This is a genomic window from Pseudomonas sp. LB1P83 (genome assembly GCF_054897885.1).
This window is the reverse complement of sequence record NZ_CM142709.1, coordinates 6,090,880-6,106,889: the sequence shown is the minus strand read 5'-3', so window position 1 is coordinate 6,106,889 and position 16,010 is coordinate 6,090,880. Positions and strand designations below refer to the sequence as shown.

Annotated in this window: 15 protein-coding genes; all 15 read left to right on the top strand. The window is 59.9% G+C overall.

Annotated features, from left to right (window positions below; translation table 11 throughout):
* Positions 1–30: 30 nt before the first annotated feature.
* The 15 genes from tssB (at position 31) to icmH (ending at position 16,005) form a co-directional block, all read left to right on the top strand.
* Complete coding sequence (gene tssB / locus ACYZTY_RS28115) at positions 31–534, top strand: type VI secretion system contractile sheath small subunit (protein ID WP_019650069.1); 504 nt, start codon at positions 31–33, stop codon at positions 532–534.
* A gap of 28 nt (positions 535–562) precedes the next feature.
* Positions 563–2,038, top strand: coding sequence for a type VI secretion system contractile sheath large subunit (tssC, locus tag ACYZTY_RS28110; protein WP_109626782.1), 1,476 nt, complete (start codon positions 563–565; stop codon positions 2,036–2,038).
* Positions 2,039–2,052: 14 nt separating this feature from the next.
* Complete coding sequence (gene tssE / locus ACYZTY_RS28105; protein WP_008150080.1) at positions 2,053–2,460, top strand: type VI secretion system baseplate subunit TssE; 408 nt, start codon at positions 2,053–2,055, stop codon at positions 2,458–2,460.
* Between the two features lie 10 nt (positions 2,461–2,470).
* On the top strand, positions 2,471–2,983 hold the full coding sequence (locus tag ACYZTY_RS28100; RefSeq protein WP_461956341.1) for a PAAR domain-containing protein: 513 nt from the start codon (positions 2,471–2,473) through the stop codon (positions 2,981–2,983).
* Complete coding sequence (locus tag ACYZTY_RS28095) at positions 2,980–3,819, top strand: hypothetical protein (protein ID WP_461956340.1); 840 nt, start codon at positions 2,980–2,982, stop codon at positions 3,817–3,819. Before ACYZTY_RS28100 ends, ACYZTY_RS28095 begins: the two co-directional genes overlap by 4 nt.
* Positions 3,820–4,144: 325 nt before the next feature.
* Entirely contained in the window at positions 4,145–4,585 is a 441-nt protein-coding gene (locus ACYZTY_RS28090) for a hypothetical protein (protein ID WP_461956339.1), read from the top strand.
* Between the two features lie 125 nt (positions 4,586–4,710).
* Entirely contained in the window at positions 4,711–6,498 is a 1,788-nt protein-coding gene (tssF, locus tag ACYZTY_RS28085) for a type VI secretion system baseplate subunit TssF (RefSeq protein ID WP_461956338.1), read from the top strand.
* Positions 6,462–7,469: a type VI secretion system baseplate subunit TssG gene (gene tssG / locus ACYZTY_RS28080; RefSeq protein ID WP_131062487.1), complete on the top strand. Its 1,008-nt coding sequence runs from the start codon at positions 6,462–6,464 to the stop codon at positions 7,467–7,469. The genes tssF and tssG overlap by 37 nt, the downstream gene beginning before the upstream one ends.
* Positions 7,470–7,482: 13 nt before the next feature.
* Complete coding sequence (gene tssH / locus ACYZTY_RS28075; RefSeq protein WP_461956337.1) at positions 7,483–10,131, top strand: type VI secretion system ATPase TssH; 2,649 nt, start codon at positions 7,483–7,485, stop codon at positions 10,129–10,131.
* 10 nt (positions 10,132–10,141) lie between these two features.
* Entirely contained in the window at positions 10,142–11,659 is a 1,518-nt protein-coding gene (locus ACYZTY_RS28070) for a sigma-54 interaction domain-containing protein (protein WP_461956336.1), read from the top strand.
* A gap of 270 nt (positions 11,660–11,929) precedes the next feature.
* Positions 11,930–12,070 (top strand): type VI secretion protein, encoded by a 141-nt coding sequence (locus ACYZTY_RS28065; protein ID WP_092276060.1) that lies wholly within the window; start codon positions 11,930–11,932, stop codon positions 12,068–12,070.
* A 17-nt stretch (positions 12,071–12,087) separates the two neighbouring features.
* The gene (gene tagH, locus ACYZTY_RS28060) at positions 12,088–13,284 is read left to right on the top strand and encodes a type VI secretion system-associated FHA domain protein TagH (protein WP_461956335.1); all 1,197 of its coding nucleotides are present in this window, start codon (positions 12,088–12,090) and stop codon (positions 13,282–13,284) included.
* 5 nt (positions 13,285–13,289) lie between these two features.
* Entirely contained in the window at positions 13,290–13,790 is a 501-nt protein-coding gene (gene tssJ, locus ACYZTY_RS28055; protein WP_461956334.1) for a type VI secretion system lipoprotein TssJ, read from the top strand.
* Positions 13,791–13,792: 2 nt separating this feature from the next.
* Positions 13,793–15,124, top strand: coding sequence for a type VI secretion system baseplate subunit TssK (gene tssK, locus ACYZTY_RS28050; RefSeq protein WP_461956333.1), 1,332 nt, complete (start codon positions 13,793–13,795; stop codon positions 15,122–15,124).
* 5 nt (positions 15,125–15,129) lie between these two features.
* Positions 15,130–16,005 carry a type IVB secretion system protein IcmH/DotU gene (gene icmH, locus ACYZTY_RS28045; RefSeq protein WP_010465262.1) on the top strand — a complete coding sequence of 292 codons (876 nt, stop codon included), beginning with the start codon at positions 15,130–15,132 and terminating at the stop codon, positions 16,003–16,005.
* Positions 16,006–16,010 lie beyond the last annotated feature (5 nt).

Here is a 16,010-nt window from a genome sequence, read left to right as displayed (position 1 = left end):
CCCAGGGCCACAACCGCAAGGAGAAAAGCCATGGCCAAAGAAGGCTCGGTAGCCCCCAAGGAACGCATCAACGTCACTTTCAAACCTGCCACCGGTGGTGCCCAGGAAGAGATCGAACTGCCGTTGAAACTACTGGCAATCGGTGACTACACCCACCGCAAGGACGAACGCAAAGTCGAAGATCGCAAGCCGATCAGCATCGACAAGATGACGTTTGACGAAGTGCTGGCCAAGCAAGAGCTGAGCCTGACACTGAGCGTGCCGAACCGTCTTCAGGAAGATGGCGAAGCCGACGAACTGGCCGTGCAATTGCGCGTCAACTCGATGAAGGACTTCAACCCGGCCAGCTTGGTCGAGCAAGTGCCTGAGCTGAAAAAACTGATGGAACTGCGCGACGCGCTGGTGGCCCTCAAAGGCCCGCTGGGTAACGCGCCTGCGTTCCGCAAAGCCATCGAAGGCGTTCTCGCCGACGACGAATCCCGCGGTCGCGTACTGGGTGAGCTGGGCCTGAACGCCGCAGCCCAGGACGCTTGAGTCTCCATCAGCCAAGGAAGCCAACACAATGAGCACTAGCGCAGCACAGCAAAAGAGCAAAGAGAACGGCGAATACAGCATTCTCGACAGCATCATCGCCGAGACCCGCCTGACGCCGGACGACGAAGCCTACGACATCGCCAAGCGCGGTGTGTCGGCCTTTATCGAAGAGCTGCTCAAGCCGCAGAACAACGGTGAGCCGGTCAAGAAAGCCATGGTTGACCGCATGATCGCCGAGATCGATGCCAAGCTCAGCCGTCAGATGGACGAAATCCTGCATCACCCTGACTTCCAGTCCCTGGAGTCGTCGTGGCGTGGCCTGCAGTTGCTGGTCGATCGCACCAACTTCCGCGAAAACATCAAGATCGAAATCCTCAACGTCTCGAAAGAAGACCTGCTGGACGATTTCGACGATTCGCCGGAAGTGATGCAGTCGGGCCTGTACAAGCACATCTACACCGCTGAATACGGTCAGTTCGGTGGTCAGCCTGTGGGCGCGATCATCGCCAACTACTTCATGTCCCCAAGCTCGCCGGACGTGAAACTGATGCAGTACGTGTCCAGCGTTGCCTGCATGTCGCACGCGCCGTTCATTGCTGCGGCCGGCCCGAAATTCTTTGGCCTGGAAAGCTTCACCGGCCTGCCGGACCTGAAGGATCTGAAAGATCACTTCGAAGGCCCGCAATTCGCCAAATGGCAGAGCTTCCGCCAGTCGGAAGACTCCCGTTACGTTGGCCTGACCGTGCCGCGTTTCCTGCTGCGTAACCCGTACGACCCGGAAGAAAACCCGGTCAAATCGTTCGTGTACAAAGAAACCGTCGCCAACAGCCACGAGCACTACCTGTGGGGCAACACCGCCTACGCGTTCGGCACCAAGCTGACCGACAGCTTCGCCAAATTCCGCTGGTGCCCGAACATCATCGGCCCACAGAGCGGTGGCGCGGTTGAAGACCTGCCGTTGCACCACTTCGAAAGCATGGGCGAAATCGAAACCAAGATTCCTACGGAAGTATTGGTTAGCGACCGTCGTGAATACGAACTGGCCGAGGAAGGCTTCATCTCCCTGACCATGCGCAAAGGCTCCGACAACGCGGCGTTCTTCTCCGCAAGCTCGGTGCAGAAGCCGAAGTTCTTCGGCATCAGCGCAGAAGGCAAGGCGGCAGAGCTGAACTACAAGCTCGGCACCCAACTGCCGTACATGATGATCGTCAACCGCCTGGCTCACTACTTGAAAGTGCTGCAGCGCGAGCAACTCGGTTCGTGGAAAGAACGTACCGACCTCGAGCTGGAACTGAACAAGTGGATCCGCCAGTACGTGGCCGACCAGGAAAACCCGAGCGCCGAAGTCCGTGGCCGTCGTCCACTGCGCGCTGCCCAGATCATCGTCAGCGATGTCGAAGGCGAGCCTGGCTGGTACCGCGTCAGCCTGAACGTGCGCCCGCACTTCAAGTACATGGGTGCCGATTTCACCCTGTCGCTGGTTGGCAAGCTGGACAAAGAGTAAGCGGAGCCTAACTCATGACTGGATACGGCAGCCTTTTCGAACGCCTGGGTGGCGACGCGGACAAACGCGTCGGCTGGAGCCGCGAGGTCTCCGCCATGGCGTCCGTGGCTGCCCATCTGGCCAAGATGCTCAGCACCCGTGCGGGCAGCGTGCAAACGCTGTCCGATTACGGGCTACCCGATCTCAATGACATGCGTCTGAGCCTGCACGACTCCCTGAGTCAGGCCCGTCTGGCCATCGAAAATTTCATCGAAGCCTACGAGCCACGCCTGAGCAATGTGCGTGTCATCTCTCTGCCGCGTGATCACGATCAGCTTCGCCTGTCCTTCAGCATCGAAGGCCTGCTGGAAGTTGATGGTTTCAAGCGTCAGGTCAGTTTCGCCGCGCGCCTGGATGGCAGCGGTCAAGTCAAGGTCAACTAAGGAGATTCGTATGTCCGGCAAACCAGCAGCCCGCGTATCCGACCCCACCGCTTGCCCGCTCCCCGGCCACGGCACCAACCCGATCGCCGCCGGTTCCGGCGACGTCTTCTTCGACGGCCTCGCGGCCGCCCGCCAAGGCGATGCCTCGGCGTGTGGTGGTGCGTTGGTTGGCGACCTTGCGACGACGGTTTTGATTAATGGGAAACCGGCGGCCACCGTGGGTTCTGTTGGCACTCATGGCAACAAAGTTACGGCTGGGTCCGGGACTGTGATTATCGGGAATTCGCATTCGCCGGTGCCGTTTGTGCCACCGATTCCGTTGATGCTGTTTTCTCATACTCAACATGTCGTGATGAAAGATCAGGACGGAAACCCTCTTCAGGATATTCCCTATCAAATTAGAAATGCGAAAGGTGAAATGATCTCAGGTAGCACTGATGCGATGGGCCGAACTCAACTAGTCGGTGGCAAAGATGGTGAAAAGTTCGATTTCTTCGCAGCCATTAAAGGGGTGATGAGTTGAGCGTAGTCATTACACCGCAGGCTATGAGCAAAGGCATCGAGTTTACCGGTGTCAATCTGACCCCGAAAGCGGAAAAAACGGGCGCGACAGTTGTTCTAAAAGTTTTTTGGAAGACAACTTCATTTTGGTCTGATTCAGATATTGCCGAGTACCACGAGCAGGCTCCGAACATTATCGAGCGTTTGATGGTGGAACAGTACTGGAACAGAGAGGGTGCGGTAAGTAATAACAAATTCACTTGTGAGGACTTTGCGCTCAGAGTGCTCTGTGAGTTTGCGAGCAAGCGAGGGCTTCCAGTTGTGTTGAAGACGGGTGTCAGGACATACAAGAACATGGAAGTCTATAACCCGGGGCAACATGATAAATACAGTTCGACCATGTACGGTTTTTCGGAAATGGTGATGTTGACATATGGTGCGCCAGACATGCAGCGAGTTGACGAAAATACCGTGGCCGTTGCAGAAGTCGGCGCATTGAAACCTGGCGATATTCTCGCGCTCATTCGCGATATTCCCATGAAAACTAGGGCGCACCACATTCAGATGGCTTTCAAGGTGGCCGCCACAAGAGTTGATATCAGGCAGGGAAATACCGGCGGATGGAGTACTCAGCCATGGACCGCTGTCCGCAATGTCATGGGAAAAAACATGGCAGACCCTCAAAATGAGGGTTATGCGGGAATGCCGATTGAGTCTGGTTACTTTGAGAAGGGTGTAGTGGGTTGGGATTATCACAATCTGTCGGCCAATTCATTTAAAAATGATTACCTGCAAAACTTCGACTTGTTTCGTTGGAATTTTTTCGAGTTTAACGGTATGTGCGGGAAACCGGCGTAAGTCGGATGGATTTCACAATAAAGGATGGGTGAGATGGATTTTGACGTTTACCTTGGGGTTGTTGCAGACAGTCTTTTTTTCGGTTGTTTGGCATTGCTTTGTTTGCTCTTGGCTGTCAGCGGAATCTCGTCAAAAATTCGCAATAACTGGATTCACAGGTTCTTGACATTCGTATGTCTGATGTCGATTCCGGTAATCGAATTGGTCGGTAGTTACTACGCTAATTTGCCTCCGGCTTAGAGGCAATTATTGATCTGGTGCGGGTTTTTAACTCAACGCAAAAAAGGGGGCTGTCCCCATTGTTTTGGTTAAGCGAGAGTGGGGAATGATGCCTGGGTTCAGCAGTTTATTTGTTGGTAAGCATCGAAAAGGTATTCGCCGAGCAGTTGTGTTGCTCGTAGCTCTTTCTGTGCTGCTGTTTTCTGTTGTCAATACGATGAAAAACTATCCAGCCAGTTCGACAGTAGTCAGTCCCTCCGGCCGGTATATTTTGGAGAACGTTAGGGTTGGGAGGATCCTCACGCTTGGTGGAATGGCTTACTTGAGAGTGATTGATAGGCAAAACCCACAAGAGGTTTACCGTACACCTCTGTACGACACTCAATCACTGGATATGAGGGTGACCGAAGATGACGAAACTGTCGGAATTGCCTGGATCTATTTCAATCGAGACAACAAAACGTTCGACATCGCCATGCCCCAGTGGGAATCGCATTGGCTGAATATGTTTATCAGCAACACCCCTTATGTACACATTGAAAACTGAGCCCCCGCATGAACCATTGAGCCGGCCCAAGCCAACCTGCAGGTGCCATGCAGGGGGCAAGTCGGATATCGGGCGTAATCCACAGGACAGTTTTTTCATGAGATCCACCACCAGGAAGGTAACCCGTGTCCTTTAACCACTACTACCAAAGCGAACTCACCGCACTTCGCCAGTTAGGTCGTCGATTCGCCGAGCGTAGCCCGGCGTTGGCGCCTTTCCTCGGTCAGGCCGGGCGGGATCCGGACGTGGAGCGGTTGCTGGAAGGTTTCGCGTTCCTGACCGGGCGCCTGCGTCAGAAGCTCGATGACGAACTGCCCGAGCTCAGCCATTCCCTGATGCACCTGCTGTGGCCCAACTACATGCGGCCGCTGCCGGCGTTCAGCATTTTGCAGTTCGATCCGTTGAAGCGTTCGGGGCCTGCGTTGATGGTCGAGCGCGATACGCCGGTCGAGAGCGTGCCGGTCGATGACGTGCGTTGCCGCTTCCGCACCTGTTACCCGACCGAAGTCTTGCCGCTGGATCTGGCCGCGCTGAATTATTCGGTGAAGGGCGACGGTTCGCTGTTGAGCCTGCGTCTGGAGATGAGCGCTGACGGTCACCTCGGTGAACTTGAGTTGAGCCGTTTGCGTCTGCACTTCGCCGGTGAGCGCTACATCAGCCAGATGCTTTACCTCAGCCTGCTGCGTAATCTGGAAGGCATCGAGCTGATTCCACTGGACGGCGCGGGCAAGCCTATCAACGGCGTCAACGGCATGCCGATGGCGTTCAAGATGCCCGGCGACCGTGTGCAGCCGGTGGGTTTTGCCGAAGAAGAAGCGTTGATCCCGTATCCGCTGAACACCTTCCGGGGCTACCGCTACTTACAGGAATACTTCGCCTTCCAGGACAAGTTCCTGTTCGTCGACGTCAACGGTCTGGACATGCTCAAGGCGTTGCCGGAAGACACGCTCAAGCAAATGCGCGGTCTCGAATTGCGCTTCGATATTCGCAAGAGCGGCATCATGCGGATGCGCCCGACGCTGGACAACGTGAAGCTTTACTGCACGCCGATCGTGAACCTGTTCAAGCACGACGCATTGCCGATTCGCCTCGACGGCAAGCAAGACGAATACCTGCTGTTGCCGGCGGAATTCGATCTGGAAAACTGCGGTGTGTTCTCGGTGGAAACCGTGACCGGCTGGAAGCCGGGTGGCCTCGGTTATCAGGAGTACGTGCCGTTTGAATCCTTCGAGCACGACCCGAGTTTCGACGTGCCCACCAGCCGCCCGCATTACAGCATCCGCCAGCGTTCGTCGCTGTTGCACGACGGCCTCGACACGTACCTGAGCTTCGGCATCCGCCATACCGAAGCCCACGAAACCCTGTCGATCGAGCTGATGTGCACCAACCAGAACCTGCCGCGCAAGCTCAAGCTCGGCGACATCAGCCAGGCCTGCGAAGAGACGCCGGAGTTCCTGAGTTTCCGCAACATCACCCCGGCCACGTCCAGTTTTGCGCCGCCGCTGAACCGCGACTTCCTCTGGAAGCTGATCAGCAACATGTCGCTCAACTACCTGTCGCTGGCCGACGTCAATGCGTTGAAGGTGATTCTGGAAACCTACGACCTGCCGCGCTACTACGACCAACACGCTGAAAAAGTCAGCAAACGCCTGCTCGGCGGGCTCAAGTCGATCAAGCATCAACACGTCGACCGATTGCACCGAGGGTTGCCGGTTCGCGGGTTGCGCACCGAACTGACCATCGACCCGGAAGGGTATATCGGCGAGGGCGACCTGTTCGTTTTCGCCTCGGTTCTTAACGAGTTTTTCGCGCTTTACGCCAGTCTCAATTCATTCCACGAGCTGCGGGTAAAAAGCACACAGGGAGAGGTGTACCAATGGACACCACGTATGGGCCTTCAGCCGCTGCTTTAAGCGGACTGACCCGAGGAATACGCGAGTACTCGCTGTTTCAGGCCGTGCTGCTGGTGGTTGACCGGCTGCGCGAGGCCCACCCGCACCTGAGCCAGGATGACTTGTACGACCAGCTGGAATTCCAGGCCAACCCGAGCCTGGGTTTCCCCGGCAGTGACGTCGATCGCGTGGAGTTTTTCCACGAGCACGGGCAGATGCGCGCGCGCCTGCGTTTCAACCTGATCGGCCTGGTCGGTTCTGGCTCGCCGCTGCCGGCGTTCTACGGCGAACAAGCCTTGGGCGACAGCGAAGACGGCAACCCGACCCGCAACTTCCTCGACCTGTTCCACCATCGCCTGCAACGGCTGATGCTGCCGATCTGGCGCAAGTACCGCTATCGCGCCAGTTTCGAAAGCGGCGCCCTTGACCCGTTCTCGGCGCAGCTGTTCGCCTTGATCGGCCTCGGCGGCGAAGAGATCCGCAAGGCCCAGGAACTGAACTGGAAACGCCTGCTGCCGTACCTCGGTTTGCTCAGCTTGCGGGCGCACTCGGCGGCGCTGATCGAAGCGGTGCTGCGTTACTACTTCAAGCACGCCGAACTGACCATCGAGCAGTGCATCGAGCGTCGCGTGGAAATTCTCGAAGAACAGCGCAATCGCCTCGGCCGCGCCAACAGCCTGCTCGGTGAAGATCTGGTGCTGGGCGAACACGTGCGCGACCGCAGCGGCAAATTCCGCATCCACATCCGCGAACTCGACTGGCAACGCTTTCACGAATTCCTGCCGATCGGGTTCGGCTACCAGCCGCTGTGCGCGCTGGTGCGGTTCACCCTGCGTGACCCGCTCGATTACGACATTCGCCTGGTGTTGCGCCAGGAAGAAATCCGCGAACTGCGCATCGGTGAGCAAAACGCCTGTCGCCTGGGATGGACCAGTTGGCTGGGCCGCGAAAAAGCGGACGGCGTGGTGACCCTGGGCAGCAAAATTCATTAAGGACAGATGACCAATGATCAACGTAGACCTGCAACAACTTATCCAGGCGCTGGACGCCGAAACCCGTCGTGATCTGGAAAGTTCTGCCGAGCGTTGCGTCGCCCGTGGCGGCAGCAAAATCCTCGTCGAAGACTTGCTGCTCGGCCTGCTGGAGCGCCCGCAAGGCCTGCTCGCACGCGCGCTGCAAGACGCCGAAGTGGATGCCGGTGAACTGAGCGCCGCGCTGCAATCGCGGGTCGAGCACAGCGCGTCGCGCAACCCGGTGTTCGCCCCGGAACTGGTGCAGTGGCTGCAAGACGCGTTGCTGGTGGCCAACCTTGAACTGGGCCAGAGCCAGGTCGAACAAGCCGCGTTGATCCTCGCGCTGCTGCGCAACCCGATGCGCTATGCGGGCAGCCGCTACCAGTCGTTGCTGGCCAAGCTGAACATCGAACGCCTGAAAGAATTCGCCCTGTCGCAGAAAGAGCAACCGGCCACCGGCAAACCGGCTGTGCCGGGTGAATCGCTGCTGCAGCGCTTCACGCATAACCTCACTCAACAGGCTCGCGACGGCAAACTCGACCCGGTGCTGTGCCGCGATGGCGCGATCCGTCAGATGGTCGACATCCTCGCCCGTCGCCGTAAAAACAACCCGATTGTGGTCGGTGAAGCCGGCGTCGGTAAGACTGCGATCGTCGAAGGTCTGGCCTCGCGCATCGCCGCCGGTGAGGTGCCGCAAGTCTTGAAAGGCGTCGAGCTGCTGTCTCTGGACATGGGCCTGTTGCAGGCCGGCGCCAGCGTCAAAGGTGAATTCGAACGTCGCCTCAAAGGCGTGATCGACGAAGTCAAAGCCTCGCCGAAACCGATCATCCTGTTCATCGACGAAGCGCACACGCTGATCGGTGCGGGCGGCAATGCCGGCGGTTCCGACGCAGCCAACCTGCTCAAGCCAGCCCTGGCCCGTGGCGAGTTGCGCACCATCGCCGCCACCACCTGGGCGGAGTACAAAAAATACTTCGAAAAAGACCCGGCCCTGGCCCGTCGCTTCCAGCCGGTGCAACTGCACGAACCGACCGTCAGCGAAGCGGTGACCATCCTCCGTGGCCTGGCTCAGGTTTACGAGAAGAGCCACGGCATCTACCTGCGCGATGACGCCGTGGTCGCCGCGGCCGAACTGTCTGCGCGTTACCTCGCTGGCCGTCAGTTGCCGGACAAAGCGGTCGACGTCCTCGACACTGCCTGCGCCCGCGTGCGCATCAGCCTCGCCGCCGCTCCGGAAAGCCTTGAGCGCCTGCGTGGCGAACTGGCTGAAGGCGGCCGTCAGCGTCAGGCCCTGCGCCGTGATGCCGAAGCCGGTTTGCTGATCGATCACGAAGCGCTGGACGCTTTGGAAGATCGCCTGGCCGCCGCCGAAGACGAAAGGGGCGCGCTGGAAACCCTGTGGACCGAGCAGAAAGAACTGGCTGAACGCCTGCTGGACCTGCGTCAGCAACTGGCCAAGGCTCGCGAAGCCGCTGCCGTCGAGCCGACCATCACGGTTGAAGAAGATGCCGAAGGCACCGTGATCGCAACGCTGCCGGTGGATGAAGCGCACAGCGTCGAAACTCTGGAAGCCGCGCTCAACGACACTCACAAAGCGCTGACCGAGCTTCAGGTCAAAGAACGTCTGGTGAGCTTCGAAGTGTGCCCGCGTCTGGTCGCCGAAGTGATCAGCGCCTGGACCGGCGTGCCCTTGGCGCAACTGGCCCGCGAACACAATGCCAAGGTCGCCAGCTTCGCCACCGACCTGCGCACCCGCATCCGTGGTCAGGAACAAGCCGTTCACGCGTTGGACCGCTCGATGCGCGCCACCGCTGCCGGCCTCAACAAACCGGATGCTCCCGTGGGCGTGTTCCTGCTGGTCGGCCCGAGTGGCGTCGGCAAGACCGAGACCGCACTGGCCCTCGCTGACCTGCTGTACGGCGGTGATCGTTTTATCACCACCATCAACATGTCCGAGTTCCAGGAGAAGCACACCGTCTCGCGCCTGATCGGTGCGCCGCCGGGCTACGTGGGTTACGGCGAGGGCGGCATGCTCACCGAAGCCGTACGCCAGAAGCCGTACTCGGTCGTGTTGCTCGATGAAGTCGAAAAAGCCGACCCGGACGTGCTGAACCTGTTCTACCAAATCTTCGACAAAGGCGTGGCCAACGACGGCGAAGGGCGCGAGATCGACTTCCGCAACACGTTGATCCTGATGACCTCGAACCTGGGCAGCGACCGCATCAGCGAACTCTGCGAAAACGGCGCACGCCCATCGGCCGAAGTCCTAGAAGAAACCATTCGCCCGGTGTTGAGCAAACACTTCAAGCCGGCACTGCTGGCGCGGATGCGCGTCGTGCCTTACTACCCGGTCGGTGGCCCGGTGCTGCGCGAGCTGATCGAGATCAAACTCGGTCGTCTGGGCGAGCGTCTGAACCGTCGTCAGCTGGACTTCACTTACTCCCAGGACCTCGTCGACCACTTGGCCGAACGTTGCACCCAAAGCGACAGCGGCGCGCGTCTGATCGACCACTTGCTCGACCTGCACGTGCTGCCGCTGGTGGCCGACCGCTTGCTCGACGCGATGGCCACCGGTGAAAACCTCAAGCGGGTTCACGCGACGCTCGACGGCGGCGCCAGTGTGACTTGCGAGTTCGCCTGAGGTGGGTGTGATGTTCACTCAAGTGCCGCAACCGCTGGTCTATGCCGAAGCCTTGCTGGCGCAGTTCGCCAGCCTGTCGCGCGCGGCGGACGGTGCTGCGCTGCTGGGTGACTTCGTGCGCGGGTTGGCCGAGCTCAGTGGTTGCGAATTGACTCAGCTGTACCTGCTGGACGCGACTCACACCTGCCTGGGGATGAATGCCGAGTGCCTCAACGGCATTCTGCAACCCCGGGAAGCAGCGAGCCTGCCGGCGGATTACAACGGTGAGCAACTGCTGCAATTCGCCCTGTGCCAGAACCGCGTGGTGAGCCTCAGCGAGTTGAGCGGCAGCCTGCACGAAACCAGTTTCCTGCCACCGCAGGCCACGCCTTGGCAGTCGCTGTTGTGCGTGCCGCTGGTCAATCAGCAGAAAGCCGTTGAAGGCTTGCTGCTGTGCGCCAGTCGCCGGCACATCGACCTGCAAGGCTTCGCCGAATCCCTTGGGCAGCTGGGTTCGTTTGTACTCGGCCAACTGCATTTACTGCAGCGTTTGCGTCAGCCGAGCGGTGACGTACGACCGATGAAGGTCAGTGTCCCAAGCGCCAGCGGTTACGGCCTGATCGGCAAGAGCAAGGCCATGCGCGAGACCAATTCGCTGATCAGCAAAGTCCTGCACAGCCCGTACACCGTGCTGCTGCGCGGCGAAACCGGCACCGGTAAGGAAGTGGTCGCACGCGCCATTCACGACTGCGGCCCGCGCCGTTCCCAGGCGTTCATCGTGCAGAACTGCGCGGCATTCCCCGAGAACCTGCTGGAAAGCGAGCTGTTCGGCTACCGCAAAGGCGCGTTCACTGGCGCGGATCGCGACCGTGCCGGGCTGTTCGACGCGGCCAATGGCGGCACCTTGTTGCTCGATGAAATCGGCGACATGCCGTTGTCCCTGCAAGCCAAGTTGCTACGCGTGTTGCAGGAAGGCGAGATTCGGCCGCTGGGTTCCAACGATACCCACAAGATCGACGTGCGCATCATCGCCGCGACGCACCGGGATTTGTCGGTGCTGGTCAGCGAAGGCAAATTCCGCGAGGACTTGTACTACCGCCTCGCGCAATTCCCGATCGAGTTGCCGGCCTTGCGTCAGCGCGAAGGCGACATCCTCGACCTGGCCCGGCACTTCGCCGATAAGGCGTGCTCGTTCTTGCAACGGGACGCGGTGCGTTGGTCCGATGCGGCGCTCGATCACCTGTCCGGTTATGCCTTCCCCGGCAACGTGCGTGAACTCAAAGGCCTGGTCGAACGTGCGGTGCTGCTGTGCGAGGGCGGCGAGTTGCTGGCCGAGCATTTCTCCCTGCGCATGGAAGCCATGCCGGAAGACAACAGCCTGAACCTGCGCGAACGCCTGGAGCAGGTCGAACGCAGCCTGCTGCTCGATTGCCTGCGCAAAAACGACGGCAACCAGACCCTCGCCGCCCGCGAACTCGGCCTGCCACGGCGCACGCTGCTTTATCGCCTTGGGCGTTTGAATATCAACCTGGGTGATTTCGATGGTTAATCCAATGTTGAGCCACGCACGACCTGTGGCGAGGGAGCTTGCTCCCGCTCGGCTGCGCAGCAGTCGTAATCCAGCCAACAAGGTCCGCCTGAGTAAACCGGACAGCCGGTTTTGGGGCAGCTTCGCAGCCCAGCGGGAGCAAGCTCCCTCTCCACAGGGGGTTGCGTCAAGGCCCCAGGCTAGAGCGCTCTACTTCAGCCCAATCAATTTCGATAGCGCCGCCCAACCGGGTCGGCGCTTTGTGCTTTGTCTACCCATGGAGACCCTCTGATGCCTGTTCGTCACTGGCAAGCCGTCCTGCTGACCCTCGTCGTTCTATGCGGCCTCGGCGGTTGCAGCGGCAATTACAAATTCAACGACAACACCTATCGCCCATTGGGTGATCCGCAGGCGGTCAATCGCGGCAAGTGACCGCAAGGAGTATCACCATGGAACTGGTTTTCGAAATGCTGAACACCAAGCAGTTCGTGCCCACGGATTTGTGCCAGAAGACCTTCAAGCAGGCCGGTGGCGTGATTGGCCGGGGCGAGGATTGCGACTGGATCATTCCTGATCGCAAGCGTCATCTGTCCAACCACCACGCGGTGATCAGCTACCGCGAAGGCACGTTTTTCCTGACCGATACCAGCAGCAACGGTATCCAGGACAGCGAAAGCGGCGCGCGCCTGCGCAAGGGCGAAGCGATGCGCATCGAACACGGCAGCGTGTACGTGCTGGGTGATTTCGAGATCCGTGCACGACTGGTGCGCGACCCGGCGACCTTCGACGTGGAAGTCGGCCGTCCGCAAGCGGCGGGCAGCATCATTCCGGATGATGCGTTTCTCGACCTCGATCCGCTGAACGCCCTCGATCAGCAAGAGCGCGTGTACTCGGAAATCGAAGAGTTGATCAGCCCGAGCACCACCCTCTCAGACACCCGTCAGCGCGCCGACTACGCGCGCATCGACATGGAAAGTCTGATGGTTCCGGAGCTGATCAATGCCCCGGCAGAACCCGAGCCAGCCCCGGCACCGAAAGCCGTCGTGCGGCAGAGCGAAGGTTTCTGGGAGCACTTCGGCGCGGCACTGGGCGTGGACCTCAAAGGCCTCGACCACGACGCCCGCGAAGCCCTGGCACTGAACGCGGCGCGCCTGCTCAAGCAGAGCGTCGGCGGTTTGCAGCAGAGCCTGCGCACCCGTAGCGAACTGAAAAATGAATTGCGTCTGGCCCAGACCACCGTGCAAGGCACCCACAAGAACCCGCTGAAATTCGCCGTCGATGCCGGTGAAGCGCTGGGCATTCTGTTGCAGCCGAACAAGCCGGGTCAGTTGCCGGCCGAGCAGGCGATCTCTCGTGCGTTCCGTGATTTGCAAGCGCACCAGGTGGCCTTGCTGACCGCCAGCCGCGCCGCCGTTCGCGGCACGCTGGAGCACTTCTCGCCACAGCAACTGACCCTGCGTTTCGAGCGCGACAACAAGCCGTTGCTGGCCACATCCGGCAGCCGCTGGAGAGCGTACGGCCGTTATCACCAGGCCCTGCGCCAGGACGATGACTGGAGCGAACGCCTGCTGGCCCGCGACTTCGCTCAGGCCTATGAAGAACAGATCCGTCTGATTTCCACCCTTCACACCGACCACCAAGGATGATGCGCATGTCTCGCTGCTCGACCGCTTTTTTCAAGACGCTGACGGCGTTCGCGGCCCTGGTGCTGCTGGCCGGCTGCTCGTCGCTGTCGCCGTATTCCCACGTCACCAAGCTCAACCTGAAGCTCACCGCCAGTGATCAGCTGAACCCGGACCTCAACGGGCGTCCGTCGCCGATCGTTGTGCGCCTGTTCGAGCTCAAGCACCCGGTGACCTTCGAGAACGCTGACTTTTTCAGCCTGTACGAGCGCGCCAAGGAATCCCTGGCCCCGGACCTGGTGGCCAGCGAAGAACTCGAGCTGCGTCCGGGTGAAACCATCGAACTCAAGCTCAGCGTGGAGGAGGGCAGCCGCTACGTCGGCATCCTCGCCGCCTACCGTGACCTGCCGGAAACCAAATGGCGCTACACGGTGCAAGTCACCCCGGTGGAAGTCACCGACGCAGACCTGACCCTCGATCAGGCCGGCATTCGCAACAGCAACGAAACGCTCGCCAAGGCGGATGACTGAACATGAATTCCCATAAAGTCATTTGGCAGGAAGGCATGCTGCTGCGTCCGCAGCACTTCCAGCATAACGACCGCTATTACGACCACCAGATGAAGACCCGCACTCAGTTGCTGGGCAGCTACACCTGGGGCTTCCTGAACCTGGACATCGACTTGCAGTTCCTCAACATGGGCAAACTGGTGATCAGCCAGGCCTCGGGGATTCTGCCGGACGGCAGCCTGTTCGAACTCGGTGGCAACACCGAACCGCTGGCGCTCGACGTGCCGCCTAACACCGGCAACACACCGATTTACCTGGCGCTGCCGCTGGTTACCGGCAACCACATCGAGGCCCGTCGCCCGGAGCAATCCGATGTGCTGGCACGTTTCACCGCGTACGAAGCGGAAGTGGCCGACTCCAACGCCGGCGACGACTCCGCCAGCCAGGTCAGCTGCGGCCGCCCGGACTTCAAACTGTTGCTCGGCGAGCAGCAGAGCGACCAGGCCTACGTGAAGCTGAAAATCTGCGACGTGCTCGACACCACGCCTGACGGCGTGATCAGCCTCGATCCGGACTTCGTGCCGACCTACATTCAGGCGCATTCGTCCAGCTACTTGCTGTCGTGCCTGAAAGAAGTGATCAGCATGCTCGGCCACCGTGGCGACACCATCGCCGACCGTATCCGTTCCAACGGCAAGGTCGGTGGCGCGGAAGTCGGCGACTTCATGATGCTGCAACTGATCAACCGCACCGAACTGCTGCTGCGTCACTACCTCGGCCTGGAGCAGGTTCACCCGGAAGAGTTGTACCGCACGCTGCTGACCATGCTCGGTGATCTGGCGACGTTCTCCAGCGACAGCAAACGCCCGCGTCTGGACAGCCGTTACCAGCACAGCGACCAGGGCGCGAGCTTCCGCAAACTGATGGAAGCGATTCGTCAGGTGCTGTCGATGGTGCTCGAACAGCACGCCATCGAACTGGTCCTGCAAGCGCGTCAGTACGGGATCATCGTCTCGCCGTTGCACGACCACAAACTGCTGGGCTCGGCGTCGTTCGTGCTTGCGGCCAGTGCCAACTGCGATTCCGAAGAACTGCGCCACCGCTTGCCGGCGCACCTCAAGGTCGGCCCGGTGGAGCGCATCCGCCAACTGGTCAACCTGCATCTGCCGGGCATCAAGGTCAAACCGTTGCCGGTGGCCCCGCGGCAGATCGCGTTCCACTCCAACAAAACCTATTTCATTCTCGAACTCAGTTCCGAAGACCTGGCACAACTCGAGCGCTCCGGCGGCTTCGCGTTCCACGTGTCCGGCGAATTTGCCGAGCTTGAACTGAAATTCTGGGCCATCAGGAACTGACCGACATGATCAAGGACATGGAACATAACCAGGACGATAAAACCGTCCTGCTCGACCGCCAGGGCCACGGCCCTGCTTCGAGTCCGCTGACAGATTTCGCCGCACCGCCGCGTTTCGAACAGCTCGAAGAACGGATGATTTACGCCGCGCGTTTGCGCCCGGCGGAATCCTTCAATATCAGCCTCAATTCGCTGGTGGCCGCCGCGTCCGATCTGCTGTCGGAAGTGGTGCGGCTCAAGCACAGCGACACCCGCGAAGACATGTACGCGCTCAACGAGCGACTGACCGCCGGGCTGAAACTGTTTGAAGTGCGGGCGCTGCACAACGGCGCCGAAAGCAGCCAGGTGATGGCCGCGCGTTACGTGCTCTGCACCGTGGTCGACGAAGCCGTCGTGACCACGCCGTGGGGCAACGAAAGCGAGTGGTCGCAGATGAGCCTGCTCAGCAGCTTCCACAACGAAACCTTCGGTGGCGAGAAGTTCTTCCAGCTACTGGATCGCCTGTCGAAAAACCCGGTCAAGCATCTGCCGATGCTGGAGCTGATGTACCTGTGCCTGTCCCTCGGTTTTGAAGGCAAGTACCGCGTACAAGCGCGCGGCATGCTCGAACTCGAAGGCATCCGCGACGCCTTGTATCGCCAGATTCGTCAGTTGCGCGGTGACGTGCCACGCGAGCTTTCGCCGCATTGGGAAGGCTTGAACGATCAGCGCCGCAGCCTGGTGCGCATCGTGCCGGCGTGGATGGTGGTGCTGTTCACCGTGGTCTGCCTGGTGGTGATGTATTCGGGTTTCGCCTGGGTCTTGGGCGAGCAACGCGAAACCGTTCTGCAACCTTTTCAGCAGCTAGATCCGGCCGCGGTCCAGCCGCAGTCGCAGCCGTAAACAGG